Origin of the sequence: Collinsella aerofaciens, assembly GCF_040915425.1 — a bacterium.
Lineage (GTDB): Bacteria > Actinomycetota > Coriobacteriia > Coriobacteriales > Coriobacteriaceae > Collinsella > Collinsella aerofaciens_BW.
In genome coordinates this window covers 1-13,171 of sequence record NZ_JBCPDN010000063.1, presented here as the reverse complement: position 1 = coordinate 13,171, position 13,171 = coordinate 1, and the positions used below count along the sequence as shown (strand labels likewise).

Sequence of the window (13,171 nt, the reverse complement as noted above, 5' to 3'; positions counted from 1 at the left end):
GCGTTACCTTAGGCGCCGCAAACTGCGGACGCTCGATAAGTTCGCGGACAATATCGACATGACGGTCGTAGATATGGGCGTCGGCGATCACATGCAGCAGCTCGCCGGGAATCATATCGATCGACTGCGCAACCATCATCAGCAAGATGGCGTACTGGCACACATTCCAGTTGTTCGCGGCCAAAATGTCCTGGCTGCGCTGGTTGAGAATCATGTTGAGCGTCGGCTTGTCGTCCTGCGGGCGCTGCGTGACGTTATAGGTCACGCTGTACGCGCACGGATACAGGTGCATCTCGGACAGGTCGCTAAACACATACGTGTTGGTCATGATGCGGCGACTGTACGGTGTGTGCTTAAGATCGTACAGCACTCGGTCCATCTGGTCGAAATCGCCCTCGGCATAATGGCTCTTCTGGCCAATCTGGTACCCGTAGGCCTTGCCGATGGAGCCGGTCTCGTCGGCCCACTCATCCCAGATATGACTGTTGAGATCATGCACGTTATTGGACTTCTTTTGATAGATCCACAGGATCTCGTCCATGGCGGACTTGAGCGCCGTGCGGCGCAGGGTAAGCGCGGGGAACTCCTCGCGCAGGTCGTAGCGCGCCGTGACGCCAAAGTTTTTAATGGTATAGGCAGGGGTGCCGTCCTCCCACACCGGGCGGACCTTTTGGCCCTCGGTGGTGGTGCCATGGTCCAAGATATCGCGGCACATGGTTACAAACTGTTGATCAGCTTTGCTCATTGACCCTCCTGTCAGTCGCCTACAAGCGAGATTCATTGTAGCCCAGGCGCACGCGGCCCCACAGCCCAAACATAAGCCCTCATTTTCTGACATATGCCAGAAATTCCTTGCGCAAATCCGCACGTTCGCTATTCTATTGTTGACATATGTCAGATTTGGAGAGTGTATGGCTGGAAGACGCGAAAAACTGCGCCGCGTTGGGATCATCCCCGAATATCGCGGCTTTACCCCCGATGGCCTTGCCAGCGGAGACGCTATCGATATGACGGTCGATGAGCTCGAAGTACTGCGCCTGTGCGATCTGGAGGGCCTCAATCAGGAGGCCGTCGCCCTGCACATGGGTATCGCCCGCGCCACGGTGGCGGCAATCAGCAGTCGCGCGCATCGCAAGGTGGCAAACGCGCTGGTCAATGGACGGGCGATCGTCATCGAAGACGGCAACATCGCGTACTCCCCCATCACCACGACGACGGCCGCATGGCCAGCAAAGGAGGTCGGCACCATGAGGGTGGCAACAACGTACGACAACGGCAACATCTTTATGCACTTTGGCCGCAGCGAGCAGTTCAAGATCTACGACATCCAGGATGGCAAGGTGCTCAACGAGCAGGTCGTAGGCACCGGTGGCACCGGCCACGGCGCCTTGGCGGGCCTGCTTGCCAACGGTGGCGTTGACACGCTCATTTGCGGCGGCATCGGCGGCGGCGCTATCAACGCGCTTGCCCAAGCCGGCATCACGGTCTATGCGGGCGCCCAGGGCAGCTGCGATGCCTGCGTCGAGGCCCTCATTGCCGGCACGCTCGCACAGAACGGCGAGGCCACCTGCGACTGCCATGGACATGATCACGAGCACATCCACGAGCATGGCGAGTCCTGCGGCTGCCACGGTCACCACGACCATGACGGGCACGAAGGCTGCGGCTGCCACTAGCGGCAAGCACCTCGTCGAGAACGCGCTTCCACGCGTGCGACAACCGGCGAACAAACGGCGAAGGCCGTCTGGAATACCATCCAGGCGGCCTTCGCCATACACGACTCAACTAGTCGTTACTTCTTGTTGCGCATCTGCGCTTCCATCTGGCGCAGCAGGTCCATATCGGACTTGGGGCCGCCCGTTCCCAGGCCGCCCATGCCGCCCAGGCCCATGGCATCCAGACCGGGAATATTGGGCATGCGCATCTTTTTGCCCTTCTTACCCTTCTTGCCCTTCTTGCCGCCAGCCTGCGCCTGATTGGCCATCGTGCGCATGCGGCCCATCATCTTATTCATCTCGCCCCACTGCTTCATAAGGCTATTGACCTCGGTGGGGGTCACGCCGGCACCCTTGGCAATGCGGGCACGACGCTGGCCGTTAATGATGGAAGGACGCAGGCGCTCCTCCTTGGTCATCGACATGATGATGGCCTCGTTCTTGTCGAAGATGCCTTCGTCCAGGTTGCCGCCCATCTGGTTGAGCGCGCGCTGACCACCGGGAAGCATGCCCAGAATGCCCTTCATGCCGCCCATCTTCTTGACGGCCTTCATCTGGTCGAGCATGTCGTTCATGGTAAAACCCTCGCGCAGCATACGCTCGGCAGCCTCGAGCTGCTCGGCGTCGGCCGCCTCCTGGGCCTTCTCGATAATGCCGACGACATCGCCCATGCCTAAAATGCGCTTGGCCATGCGGTCGGGGTAGAACGGCTCAAGCGAATCGGGCTTCTCGCCCATGCTCACGAACTTGATGGGCTTGCCGGTCACCTGGCGCACGGAAAGCGCGCCGCCGCCACGAGCGTCGCCGTCGAGCTTGGAGATGATCACGCCGTCAAAGTCGGTGCGCTCGGCAAAGGTCGAGACGACGTTGACGATATCCTGGCCGGTCATGGCATCGACGACCATCAGCACCTGATCGGGCTTAACGGCCTTCTTGATGTCCACGGCCTCCTGCATCATCTGCTCGTCGATCTGCAGACGACCGGCGGTATCAACGATGACCACGTCGCGCAGGTGGTCGACGGCCTCCTGGATGGCGCCCTTGGCGATATCGACCGGGTGCTCGCCGTCACCGCGGAAGACCGGCACGCCGATCTCGCCGCCGAGCGTGGCCAGCTGGTCGGCAGCAGCGGGACGGTAGACGTCGCACGCGGCGAGCAACGGCGAGCGACCCTGCTTCTTGAGCAGGTAGGCCAGCTTTACGGCAGCCGTGGTCTTACCGGAGCCCTGCAGACCCACAAGCATGATGACATTGGGAATACGGTTGCTAAAGACGAGCTTGCTCTCGGTGGAGCCGAGCATCTCGGTAAGCTCGTCGAGCACAATCTTGACGACGTTTTGCGCCGGAGAGAGCGACTCCATGACCTCTGCGGTCATGCAGCGCTCCTTAGTCTTGGCGACAAACTCCTTGACAACCTTAAAGTTAACGTCGGCCTCGAGCAGCGCCATGCGAATATCGCGCATGGCCGAAGTAATATCGGCCTCGGTCAGCTTGCCCTTGCCGCGCAGGCGGTCAAATGTATCGTTGAGGCGATCGCTCAGGGAATCAAACACTAGTCACTCCTTAATTGGACTCGCCCACCAGGGCGCGGCAGAAATCTTTGGCATTGAACTCCTGCAGGTCATCGACCTGCTCGCCCACGCCGATGCGCAGGATCGGGAGCTTGAGCTTCTCGGCCACGGCCATGGCGATACCGCCCTTAGCCGTGCCATCGAGCTTTGTCATGATAATACCGTCCAGGCCAAGCGCCTCGTTAAACTCGAGCGCCTGGTTCAGACCGTTTTGGCCCGTCGCGGCGTCGATCACAAGCACGACCGAAACCGGCATGGGACCGGCGGCCATATTGGCGGCGCGCTTACGGGTCACATTGACCACCTTGGCAAGCTCGCGCATGAGCTCAGGGCTCGTGTGCAGACGGCCGGCGGTATCGATAAGCACCAGGTCGCTGCCGCGCTTGTCGGCCTCGTCGAGCACGTCGTAGCAAACACTTGCCGGGTCGGAGCCGCGGTCGCGCTTGATGACGGGGACGCCAGCGCGCTGGCCCCACACATCGAGCTGCTCGATAGCGGCAGCACGGAAGGTATCGGCCGAACCGATCACGACGTTCTTGCCGCGGGCGGCCATGGCGCTCGCGATCTTACCGACCGTCGTGGTCTTGCCGGCACCGTTAATGCCCACAAACAGCACGCAGCTCGGCGTATCGGAAAACGGATCGCGCTCGATGGGCACAAAGTGCTGCTCGAGCTGCTCGGCTAGGGCACGACGAAGCTGCGGAGCGGTCTTGAGGTTCTTCTTGGCCGCGGCATCGCGTAGGTCATCGGAGACCTGAATGGCGACCTCGGCACCCATGTCACCCATAACGAGGGTGTCCTCCAGGTCCTCCCAAAAATCCTCGTCGACCTCGCCGCCAAAGTAAAAGACCTCGTTGAGGGCCTCGCGACTGCGCTCAAGTCCGCGCGAGAGAGCGTCAAAGAATCCCATTATGCATTCACGACCTTTCCGGTTTCGCGATCGAGTTTTTGCGAGACGACGCGACTGACGCCGTCGGCTTGCATCGAGACGCCATAGAGGACGTCAGCGTCCTCCATAGTACGGCGCTGATGCGAAATGACCAAGAGCTGCGTATCGGAACGCAACACATCGAGCGCGCCGATGAGCTTGGACAGGTTGGCGTCATCGAGTGCCGCCTCGACCTCGTCCAGCACATAGAACGGCACCGTGCGCGTGCGGTACACAGCAAAGAGCAGGGCGAGCGCCGTCAGGCTCTTCTCGCCGCCCGACATGAGCATCATCTTGGTGATGCGCTTGCCGCGCGGCTGCGCCACGACCTCGATACCCGTCTCGGCAGGATGCTCGGGATCGGTCATCTCCAGATGAGCCTGGCCGCCCGGGAAGAGCATAGCGAAGATCTCGCGAAAGTTCGCGTCGACCTTCTCAAACGTCACCAGGAACGCCTTGCGCATCTTGCGATCAATGGCCACCGTGATCTTGGTGAGCGCCTTGCGCGCGCTCTCCAGATCGGCCAGCTGCTCCTCGATGTAATCGGCGCGGCGCTTGAGCTGCTCGTACTCCTCCATGGCAACTTGGTTAACGGGACCAAGGTTGTTGATCTGGCACACAAGCTGGTTGAGTTCGCGCTCGGCGGCATCGCGGTCCGTGGGCGCCGGAAGCATGAGCGCTTCCTCGAGCACCGTCGTGCCATCGGCGGTAATGGCCTTGATGGCAGCCTCGACCTGCACCTCGAGCTTGCCACGCGCGACCTTGAACTCGTTTTGCGTGGCAGAGGCGGTATCGACTCGCTCCTTAGCGCGGGCAACCTCTGCCTTGGCATCCTCGATGGTCTTCTTGAGCGAAGCGGAGTCCGCCTCCTCCAGAGAGGCCTGGTCACGCAGGCGCGCTGCCCAATCCGACGCGCGTTCCAACAGGGCAGAATAGCGTTCGTGCATGGGATCGACGCGCAGGCGCAGCAGCTCGAGCGAGCGCGAGGCCTGGCGTGTTCCGCGGATACGACGGTCGATGCCCTCAAGACGATGCTCCAGGTCGGGCACGCGGCCCTTCAGCGAACGCAGGCGTTCGCTCGTCTGGGCTAGGCGAACCTTGGCGTCGGCGAGCTTGCCGGCAGCCTCGGAATCGTCACGGCGAACGCGGTCGAGTTCGTCGTTGGCCTCGGAAATCTGCAAGCCCAGATCGCTTGCCTGCGCGCGGGCCTCGTCACGCGAACGGGTGAGCTCGTCAACGCGCGGGCGCGCAGCGCGAACGGCTTCGGAGGCCTGCTCGCGGCGCTTGGAGATGCGCACGCGCTCGACCTCGGCATTGTTGGCGCTTTGCTCCAAGCGGCCGATCTCGGAAAGCAGCGAGCGGCGCTCGCCCTCAAGGCGGGCAATCTCACCGGCGGCATCGTCCTCGGCGGCACGCGCTTCCTCAACGGCCGCATTGGCCTCAACGACCTGGCCTGACACATGTTCAAACACAGCGGCCAAATCGGGCTCAAGCCCCTCCAGCTCGCGGATACGGCGCTTGCGCTCCAAGGTACCCGACGCCTCGCCGGCATCGAGGCCCACGCGCACCAGGCCGCCACAGCTTACGCGGGCGCCATCGGGAGTCACATAGGTCACACCGTCAACGACGGGTGCTGCCAGCGCGGCAGCCAAGTCATCGACCACGTAATAACCGCCGAGCAGCGCCTCGACGACGGGTCCGTAGCCTGCGCGCACGGACAGACGATCAACCAGGCGGGTACCGGCAGCGCCCTCAGCGGCGGTAGAGCCGCTCACGCCGCGCGCCACCAGCAGTGCCTCGCCCGAGGCCTTCTTTTGGTCCAGAGCCGCACGACCGGCACGCTCAAGCGTGGCGGCGTCATCAAACAGCAGCGCATCGATATCGCCGGCGAGCAATTGCTCAACCAGGCCCTCAAGCTCGCGCGGGGCCTCCAGCACGTCGCCCAGACGACCCAAGACATCGTCGCCCAGCGCACCCACCAGACGGCTCACGAGCGGCGAGCTGTCGGCCATGCGGGCATCGAGTTTCTTTTGGCTGGCAAGCTCCGAGCGCACCTCGGACAGCTTGTTGCGCGCCTCACTCTCACGATTACGCAAGTCCTTCAGGGCTGCACGGGCGACCTCGGTGGCCTCACGCGCATCGGCCTGGGCCTGGCGCGCTTCCTCAAGAGCGCCTTCAAGCTCCTCGGCGCGGTCACGACGGCTCTCGAGCGAGGCCATGACCTCCTCGAGCTGCTCGTCAATCTGCTCCAGGCGCGAGGCATACATGTTGTCCTCGACCTCGGCATTGCTCAGCGAGTCCTTCACCTTGGCGAGCTCGAGCGCGGCGTTATCGGCCACACGCTGCACATCGCGCTGCTCACGCGTGAGCTGCGAAATCTGATTGTCGAGCGCAACGCGCCGCTCGTGAAGCTCAGCGGCAGCAGGACCAGCGGCGTCAACGTCCTCCTGGGCCTGCATGTGCGCACCGGTCACTTCCTCAAGCTGCGCACGCGCGTCCTCGAGCTCCTCGACCACGCGACGACGCTGATGCTCGGAGCTCGAAATCTGCCCGCGCATGTCAGACAGGCGCGACACCATGTTGTGGCCCTTTTCCTCGAGCAGGCGCATGTCGGAGTTAATGCGGCCGACCACATCTTGCATATGACGGCGCTGCTCGCCCAGGTCGCCCACAAACAGGCCCTTTTCCTCGAGCATGACCTGAAGCTTCTCGAGCTCGCGCTCCTTTTCGCCCAAGCGGTACTGCGCAAGCTCAAGCACGGCCGCGCCCTCTTTGGAGCGGCTCTCCAGGTCGTTCCACTGCGACTGCAGCGAACGCAGCTCATCGACGGCAAGCATCTGCGTAAGCTCGTTCGCGCGCGAGGACAGCTCTTTGTACTTACGTGCGCGATCGACCTGACGCTCCAGTGGTCGCAGCTGACGGGCGATTTCCTTATTGATGTCGCGGGCACGCGTCAGATGCTCGTCCATCGACTTAATCTTTTTGAGCGCACGCTCCTTGCGGCGCTTGTGCTTGGAGATGCCGGCGGCCTCCTCGATGAGGGCGCGGCGCTCCTCGGGGCGGCTCTGCAAAATGGCGTCGAGCTTGCCCTGGCTGATGATGGAATGCGTATCCTTGCCCAGGCCCGAATCGTGCAGGATGTCCTGAATGTCCATCAGGCGGCACGGACTCGAGTTGATGAGGTACTCGCTTTCGCCCGAACGATACATGCGACGGGTGATGGCGACTTCGTCAAAATCGACGGGCAGCATATGGTCCGAGTTATCGAGCACCAGCGTGACCTCGGCGACACCCACCGGCTTGCGCGCTGACGAGCCCGAGAAGATGACGTCCTCCATGGCCTGGCCGCGCAGCTGCTTGGCGCTCTGCTCGCCCAGGACCCACAGAATTGAGTCGGAGATGTTCGATTTTCCCGAGCCGTTGGGACCGACGATGACGGTCAGGCCCGGCTCAAACGTCATATGGGCGCGGTCGGCAAACGACTTGAACCCTTTGAGCGTGAGGGACTTGAGATACACGGTTCCTCGCTTACACGTGCTTCTTGTTCAGAATCACGCCGTTGGTGGTGTAACCCATGCGGTCGAGCGCTTCGAGCGCGGCGGCTCCCTCGGCTTCCTTCTTTGAGGAGCCAGAGCCGCGACCCTGGCGAATACCATCGATCAACACCACGGCGGTAAAGGTGGGCGCATGCGCCGGGCCCTCGGAGCCAACGAGCTTATACGCCGGGGGTTCGTGACCGTCGGCTTGCACGCACTCCTGCAAAAACGACTTGGGGTTTGCAGGATGCTCGGCACGCTCGGAAGCCAAATGCGGCTTAAGCGTACGATGGATAAACTCCGCTGCGGCATCCCAGCCGGCATCCAGGTACAGTGCGCCCACGAGCGACTCGTAGACGTTCTCGAGGGCCGAATGCAGGCCGCGCGCACCGGTACCGGTCTCGGAGGCACCAAAGATGATGATGTCGTCGATGCCCAGCTCGTGAGAAACCTCGGACAGCGTAGCGCCCGAGACAAGCGACACCTTCAGGCGTGTGAGCTTGCCCTCGTCAAACTCCGGATAGGACTCAAACAGGGAGCGTGCGACCACAGCGCCCAAAATGGAATCGCCCAAGAACTCAAGGCGCTCATAGCTGGCAGAAACCGGCTGGCCCTCGACTGCCGAGGGATGCGTAAGGGCCGCACGCAGCAGCACCTTATTATTGAACTCGTGGCCCAGAATTTCCTGGGCGCGCGTAAGTCGTTCGGATAAAGCCAAGACCTAGGCCTCCCTGGCGTTTTCGATCGCGTCGACGGCGTCGGCGACAGAGTTGAGCGAGAGCAGAGTCTCGTCATCGATCTCGAGGTTGAACTCGTCCTCGATAGCCGTAACCAGCTGCAGGCGCTCGAGCGAGTTGGCATCGAGGTCGTCAAAGGTGGTCTCATCGCTAATTTCGGCAACATCGACGCCCAGAACGTCAGCAGCGACCTCGGCGATCTTGTCGAAGATTTCGGAGCGGTCCATAGCGCTTCCTCTCATAGTGCATGAATACCAAAAGAATGGTACCGCCCGGGCGGTACCAAGACACGGTTCTGATTCTACCCCACGACGTGCGCCCCGAGGCGCATAACGCCGCTGTTATAAAACGATACCGTCCATAGAGTTGGCGACATTCTCGACCAGCCCGGCGCGCACGGCTTCGGCCGCCGCGAGCGTACCGTTTTTAACAGCCTCGACCGAGGTGGCGCCATGGCCGATCAGGACCACGCCGCGCAGGCCCAAAAGAATCGCGCCGCCCTTGGCGTCGCCAGAGAGCTTGGCCTTAATCTCGCGCATCTGCTTTTTGATGAGAAGCGCGGCAATCTTGGTGCCGAGCGAAGACATAAAGACACCCTTGAGCTCCTGCAGCAAAAACTTGGCAGCGCCCTCGGTGGCCTTGAGCGCAATATTGCCCGACATACCATCGGCAACGACGACATCGAAGTTACCTGAGGTGATGTCCGTTCCCTCGCAGTTACCAACAAAGCCGGGAACGGCGGCTTTCATGGCCGGGAAGCAGGCCTTGGTAAAGTTGGAGCCCTTCTCGTCCTCGGTGCCGTTGGCAAGCAGGCCCACGCGGGGATGCTCGATGCCCAGGACGACGCGGGCATAGGCGCTACCCATCTGAGCAAAACGCACCATATCGTCAACCTCGACATCGGGGTTGGCACCCATGTCGCACAGCACCGTCAGACCGCCGGCGCGATTGGGCAGCGCATTGGTCAGACAGGGGCGCACCGGCTGCTTCTTGCCTTCGGCCTGATACCTAAACGGCGTCACGTAGGCTGTGGCAGCGGCCGTCATGGCGCCGGTGGAGCCGGCAGAGAAGAACGCATCCGCGTTGCCCTTCTTAATGGCGCGGCAAGAAAGCACGATCGACGACTTACGCTTGGTCATCACGGCGCGAATGGGATCGTCATCCATGGCGATAACGTCGGGCGCCTCAAGGGCCTCAACACGTGCGTGGGAGGCTGCAAAGGGATTGACGATTTCGGCGGGACCAGCTGCCAAGACCTCGATATCGGGATCGGCGGCAAGCGCAGCCTCGATACCATCGAGAACAACCTGAGGTTTCTCGTCTCCGCCCACAACGTCTACACAAACGCGAACGTTACTCATATACATGCTCCTTATACAAAAATGGCCGACTCATTGAGCCGGCCATTGTGGTTCCATTTGGAACGGCATCGCATCTAGAGTATACCGTTACTCGGTAACGATAACCTCGCGGTCCTTGTAGAAACCGCAGCTGGGGCACACGTGGTGCGGAAGCTTGACAGCGCCGCAACGGGGGCACGTGGACTGAGCCGCAGCCGAGATCTTCATGTTGGCGGAACGACGGGTGTGAGTGCGGATACGACCCTGCTTTTGTTTAGGTACGGGCATAGTGACCTTCCTTATGAACTATCCAGTGTGGCGATTACGCGCAAGTAGCGATACTACCACAGTTTTACTCATCGAGCTTGAGATTCTTCAATGCTGCAAATGGATTTTCCGTGGCAGCGGCCCATTCTGCCTCTGCCTGGGCGGCGCAATCGCATTGCTCGACGTTGAGATTGCAACCGCAGGTGGGGCACAGACCACGGCAATCGGGCTTGCAGAGCACCACAAACGGCGTGTCCATAACGACCGCGTCATTGATGGGCTCACCCAGATCGACGATGCGGTCCTCACCCAGGAGCTCGTAGCCGTCCTCGTAGGCCTCGGGATCCTCGGGCTCCTCAAAGAGGTAGAACTCCTCGATCTCTCCGGCGATATCAAACGAGGCGGGCTCCAGGCAACGGTCGCACTCGCCGGTGGCGTGCGCGCGGACCATGCCCGTGAGCAAGACACCGGTACCGGCATTGGTAAAGACAACGTCGTAGTCGATGCCGTCCTGAAGCTGGTACTCCTTCTCGCCCACCGTGTAGGTGGCGACATCGACCTTACCGGTCAGCGGATACGAATCTCCAGGAAACTCGAGCTGCTCGGAAAGATCGACGGTAACGCTCGGGAACTCAGCCATTACCACTGACCATTCTGTTGGGCGGCACCCTCGTTGAGCTGCTGACGGCAACGGGCAACGGTGCCGGTCAGGCTCTTGAGGTTCTCCTCCAGGTGCGTAAAGACCTGCTCTGCGTAGTCCTCGGCAGCATAACGCGTCTCGCGCTCGTACTGCTGGGCACGATCGCGGATGTCGTCGGCCTGCTGCTGCGCAAGGCGGACGATCTCCTGCTCACCGGCAATGGTGAGGGCCTGCTGCTGAGCGTCAGCGATGATGGAATCGGCCTGAGCGGCGGCGGAAGCCATAAGCTCCTCGCGCTCCTTAAGGATACGGCGGGACTTCTGCCACTCCTCGGGATAGCTCATGCGGATCTCGTCGAGGATGTTGAAGAACACGTCGGCGTCGATGACCTTGAACTGAGCGTTCTTGCCGAAAGGCGGCTTGGCTTCCTCGATCAGCCCTTCGAGCTCATCGACCAAGCTGACGATCCTATCGCCAGGAAAATTCTCGCCCGGCATCCGGTCTCCTTTCATAGGTAACATATCATCGTGCTAGTTTACCACATGCCACCAGGCAATAAGAAACGTCACGAAAAGCGATGTTTGAGCGCTTCGACCACGTTGGACGGGACAAACGTCGATACATCGCTCCCAAGCGACGCAATCTGGCGTACCACCGAGCTCGAGATATAGCCGTACTGCGGCGCACTCATGACAAAGATGGACTCCAGCTCGCTATCCAGGCGATAGTTAAGGTCGGCCTGCTGCAGCTCATATTCAAAGTCGGTCATGGCGCGCAGGCCCTTGACCACGGCCCCCGCCCCCTGCTCGCGAGCGAAGTCGACCAAGAGGCCGGTAAAGGGCAGGACCTCGACGCCGTCGATATCACCGAGCGCCTCGCGGGCCAGCGCCACGCGCTCATCGAGCATAAACGTGGTGCCCACGCCGTTTTTACCCTGCGACTCGGCAACAGCGACGATCACGCTGGGAAAGATGCGGCGGGCGCGGCGGATCACATCGATATGGCCAAACGTGATGGGATCAAAAGTGCCCGGGACGATCACGCGGTTGATGGTGTCATTCATGGGCGTCCTCCTGAAACGTCGTGGCATCATTGTTGTCAGCATCGGTGCCGGCGCTATCGCCCTCACCATCGTCATCGCCGACCCAACGGAGCAGGTCGACCGAGGTAATGCCGTAGCGCTTCTCACGTACAGTCTCAAAGTCTGCCGGATGCGCGCCCGCATCGGCGGCGGCATGCTCAAACAGGGCAAAAGCGCCAGGTGCAAGCAAACCCTGCTGGGCCAGGTCCTGCAGCAGCTCCTCGACCGGCTCGGCACCAAAAGCATAGGGCGGGTCGAGCAGGACCAAATCAAAGGGACCTCCCGGTACACGACCGCGCGAGGCACTCGCCAGCATGTCGCCCGTGACCACGCGCCAACGTGAACGGTCACGGCAGAGCGACTCGATATTCTTGGTAATGAGCCGCGCGGCGTTGCGATCGATCTCGAACGTCGTGAGCGAGCGAGCCCTACGAGAGAGCATCTCTAACCCTAAGGCACCGGAGCCGCCAAAGGCGTCCAGCACACGGACCTCGTCCAGATCGAAGTCGAATGCCGACATGACCATAGATGCGCACGCCTCGCGTACGCGATCAGTCGTGGGGCGGGTGACATCGCGACCACGGGGCTCCTCGATCTTACGACCGCGCCATTCGCCGCCGATGATTCTCATCCTCCGCTGACCTCCTTAAAAATGTGTCGATATCGCATGGCGACCGCATCGCGCAGGGGGCGCGTCGCCACGGAGTCAAGAGTGCAAGCATACCGCAAGAGCTCGACCGCGTCCAAATGGGCCCACTCGATCAGTTCCTCGTCGGCATCCAGGTCGACAAAGCGCAGGGTCACACCACCATGCTGGCGATAACCCAGGATTTCGCCCTCATGGCGCAGGCGCAGGTCCATCTGGGCGAGCGTAAAGCCATCCGAGGTTTTTTTGAGCGATTGCAGACGATCTTGCGCCGCCGATGCGCCGCCGTTGCCCTTGGAGTGCGTCATGACCAGGCACGTGCCCGACACGCCGCCACGGCCCACGCGGCCGCGCAGCTGGTGCAGGGCAGCCAAACCAAAGCGCTCGCCGTTCTCGATGACCATGACGGTGGCGTTGGGCACGTCAACGCCCACCTCGACCACCGTAGTCGAGACGAGCACGTCAATCTCGCCACGCTTGAAGGCATCGATAACCTGGTCCTTCTCCCCCGCTGGCATGCGGCCGTGGAGGCGCTCGATAGTGAGACCCGGCAGCGCCAGACGCAGGCGGTCGAGCTCGGTCGCCGTATCATGCAGCGGCACGGGGACCGTCACGCGGCCCTCCTCGTCGCGGGCGATACCGGGCACGTCCTCCAACTCATCGGCCGAGTCACTCGGCTCCACGAGCGGGCAAATCACGTAGGCCTGCTG

The 13,171-nt window shown here is 61.7% G+C and carries 14 protein-coding genes; 1 reads left to right on the top strand and 13 read right to left on the bottom strand.

Going from position 1 to position 13,171, the window contains the following annotated elements:
* A partial coding sequence (locus AB5164_RS08445; protein ID WP_368147973.1) for a thymidylate synthase occupies positions 1-745 on the bottom strand: 745 nt, incomplete at its 3' end.
* 166 nt (positions 746-911) lie between these two features.
* Between AB5164_RS08445 and AB5164_RS08440 the strand changes: the two genes are divergently transcribed.
* Positions 912-1,676: a NifB/NifX family molybdenum-iron cluster-binding protein gene (locus AB5164_RS08440; RefSeq protein WP_368142156.1), complete on the top strand. Its 765-nt coding sequence runs from the start codon at positions 912-914 to the stop codon at positions 1,674-1,676.
* Positions 1,677-1,792: 116 nt separating this feature from the next.
* Here AB5164_RS08440 and ffh read toward each other — a convergent pair whose 3' ends face one another.
* From ffh to AB5164_RS08380, 12 genes are all read right to left on the bottom strand, one after another.
* Positions 1,793-3,268 carry a signal recognition particle protein gene (gene ffh, locus AB5164_RS08435; RefSeq protein WP_022093830.1) on the bottom strand — a complete coding sequence of 492 codons (1,476 nt, stop codon included), beginning with the start codon at positions 3,266-3,268 and terminating at the stop codon, positions 1,793-1,795.
* 10 nt (positions 3,269-3,278) lie between these two features.
* Positions 3,279-4,196: a signal recognition particle-docking protein FtsY gene (ftsY, locus tag AB5164_RS08430; protein WP_117794254.1), complete on the bottom strand. Its 918-nt coding sequence runs from the start codon at positions 4,194-4,196 to the stop codon at positions 3,279-3,281.
* Positions 4,196-7,732 (bottom strand): chromosome segregation protein SMC, encoded by a 3,537-nt coding sequence (gene smc, locus AB5164_RS08425; RefSeq protein ID WP_368142155.1) that lies wholly within the window; start codon positions 7,730-7,732, stop codon positions 4,196-4,198. The genes ftsY and smc overlap by 1 nt, the downstream gene beginning before the upstream one ends.
* A gap of 10 nt (positions 7,733-7,742) precedes the next feature.
* On the bottom strand, positions 7,743-8,468 hold the full coding sequence (gene rnc / locus AB5164_RS08420; protein ID WP_117716046.1) for a ribonuclease III: 726 nt from the start codon (positions 8,466-8,468) through the stop codon (positions 7,743-7,745).
* Positions 8,469-8,471: 3 nt separating this feature from the next.
* A complete protein-coding gene (locus AB5164_RS08415; RefSeq protein ID WP_055309519.1) occupies positions 8,472-8,714 on the bottom strand; it encodes an acyl carrier protein in 243 nt (80 codons plus the stop codon).
* Positions 8,715-8,828: 114 nt separating this feature from the next.
* Positions 8,829-9,848, bottom strand: a complete 1,020-nt coding sequence (plsX, locus tag AB5164_RS08410) for a phosphate acyltransferase PlsX (protein WP_195234545.1) — start codon at positions 9,846-9,848, stop codon at positions 8,829-8,831.
* Positions 9,849-9,935: 87 nt separating this feature from the next.
* Complete coding sequence (rpmF, locus tag AB5164_RS08405; RefSeq protein WP_022094017.1) at positions 9,936-10,115, bottom strand: 50S ribosomal protein L32; 180 nt, start codon at positions 10,113-10,115, stop codon at positions 9,936-9,938.
* A 64-nt stretch (positions 10,116-10,179) separates the two neighbouring features.
* A complete protein-coding gene (locus AB5164_RS08400; protein WP_055309521.1) occupies positions 10,180-10,734 on the bottom strand; it encodes a YceD family protein in 555 nt (184 codons plus the stop codon).
* Positions 10,734-11,231 (bottom strand): ATP synthase subunit B family protein, encoded by a 498-nt coding sequence (locus AB5164_RS08395; RefSeq protein WP_148332895.1) that lies wholly within the window; start codon positions 11,229-11,231, stop codon positions 10,734-10,736. Before AB5164_RS08395 ends, AB5164_RS08400 begins: the two co-directional genes overlap by 1 nt.
* A 68-nt stretch (positions 11,232-11,299) precedes the next feature.
* Entirely contained in the window at positions 11,300-11,797 is a 498-nt protein-coding gene (gene coaD / locus AB5164_RS08390; RefSeq protein ID WP_055286393.1) for a pantetheine-phosphate adenylyltransferase, read from the bottom strand.
* A complete protein-coding gene (gene rsmD, locus AB5164_RS08385; protein ID WP_368142154.1) occupies positions 11,790-12,446 on the bottom strand; it encodes a 16S rRNA (guanine(966)-N(2))-methyltransferase RsmD in 657 nt (218 codons plus the stop codon). The genes coaD and rsmD overlap by 8 nt, the downstream gene beginning before the upstream one ends.
* The coding region (locus tag AB5164_RS08380; protein WP_368147972.1) for a helicase-related protein at positions 12,443-13,171 on the bottom strand (729 nt) is incomplete at its 5' end. The genes AB5164_RS08380 and rsmD, both read right to left, overlap by 4 nt.

Bases quoted from the DNA above. Each gene is read 5' to 3' on its own strand.
- AB5164_RS08440 (WP_368142156.1), top strand. From the start codon at position 912: ATGGCTGGAAGACGCGAAAAACTGCGCCGCGTTGGGATCATCCCCGAA.
- ftsY (WP_117794254.1), bottom strand. From the start codon at position 4,196: ATGGGATTCTTTGACGCTCTCTCGCGCGGACTTGAGCGCAGTCGCGAG.
- AB5164_RS08415 (WP_055309519.1), bottom strand. From the start codon at position 8,714: ATGGACCGCTCCGAAATCTTCGACAAGATCGCCGAGGTCGCTGCTGAC.
- plsX (WP_195234545.1), bottom strand. From the start codon at position 9,848: ATGAGTAACGTTCGCGTTTGTGTAGACGTTGTGGGCGGAGACGAGAAA.
- rpmF (WP_022094017.1), bottom strand. From the start codon at position 10,115: ATGCCCGTACCTAAACAAAAGCAGGGTCGTATCCGCACTCACACCCGT.
- AB5164_RS08400 (WP_055309521.1), bottom strand. From the start codon at position 10,734: ATGGCTGAGTTCCCGAGCGTTACCGTCGATCTTTCCGAGCAGCTCGAG.
- AB5164_RS08395 (WP_148332895.1), bottom strand. From the start codon at position 11,231: ATGCCGGGCGAGAATTTTCCTGGCGATAGGATCGTCAGCTTGGTCGAT.
- coaD (WP_055286393.1), bottom strand. From the start codon at position 11,797: ATGAATGACACCATCAACCGCGTGATCGTCCCGGGCACTTTTGATCCC.
- rsmD (WP_368142154.1), bottom strand. From the start codon at position 12,446: ATGAGAATCATCGGCGGCGAATGGCGCGGTCGTAAGATCGAGGAGCCC.